Origin of the sequence: Streptomyces sp. PR69 (assembly GCF_026420845.1) — a bacterium.
GTDB lineage: Bacteria > Actinomycetota > Actinomycetes > Streptomycetales > Streptomycetaceae > Streptomyces.
The window spans coordinates 1-884 of sequence record NZ_JAOWCB010000092.1 but is presented as its reverse complement, the minus strand read 5'-3'; the positions used below and the strand labels follow the sequence as shown (position 1 = coordinate 884).

Below are 884 nucleotides of genomic sequence, written 5' to 3'. Positions count from 1 at the left end.
AATCTTCGCACTGGTGGTTGAGCGGGATGCACCGCCGCTAGAGCTTGCGAAGTCCACTGAGCACCCTTTCGAGCAGTGTCACATCTGGCTGACCGCCGGCGGACTCGTCGCCGCCGGGCTGATGGATGGCGACAAGTCCGGCCTCGGCCAGGTCGGCTACGAGGATCCGGGCCACGCCGAGGGGGATGGAGAGAAGCGCCGAGATCTCGGCGACCGACTTGATCTCGAAGCACAGCCGGCAGATCCGCTGGTGCTCGGGCAACTGCCCCTGCAGCCTCGCGGGATCCGCCGTCGTCGACACCAGCGCCTCGATGGCGAGCTGGTAACGCGGCCGCGTACGGCCGCCGGTCATGGCATATGGACGCACCAGTGGGTTGTGCACGCCCTGGGAACGGGACCCCGCGGCCCCCGACCCGCCCGCGGACTCCTGGGCCCGCGGCTGCGGCGGCCGTGCATGCCGCCGCGTCTGCCGGTCGAAGGTGCGGTCATACGGCGACTGGGGCGCCTGGGGCTGCTGGTACGGCTCCTGGCCGCCCCCTCTGCCCGTCGGCGCCGAAGGGAAGTTGAAACGGTTCTGAGGGTGTTCACCAGAGGCCTGATGCCCACCGTCATATGGGCGTCCGCCCGGGGGTGTTGCCACGTTTCCTCCTCCGACTGCCGGTCGCCGGTCCATGTCCCTGTGGAGCCGCGCCACCGCACCCTATGGTGCGGTGGCGAGAAACGCACCGTCCGTCTGCTAGTTGAGAAGACTTCCCTGGAGTTCCGCGCGCAGATCCGGCGTCAGCACGCTGCCCGCGCGGTCCACCAGCAGGGCCATTTCATAGCCCACGAGGCCGATGTCGGCCTCCGGGTGCGCGAGCACCGCCAGCGAGGAACCGTCGGAA

General features: G+C 69.3%; 1 protein-coding gene and 1 pseudogene. Both read right to left on the bottom strand.

Features of this window, described 5'->3' with window-relative positions:
* Positions 1–37: 37 nt before the first annotated feature.
* Positions 38–640, bottom strand: coding sequence for a DUF742 domain-containing protein (locus OF819_RS29030; RefSeq protein WP_267246633.1), 603 nt, complete (start codon positions 638–640; stop codon positions 38–40).
* Between the two features lie 96 nt (positions 641–736).
* Positions 737–884 (bottom strand): annotated as a pseudogene (locus OF819_RS29025) (roadblock/LC7 domain-containing protein); the annotation flags it as partial.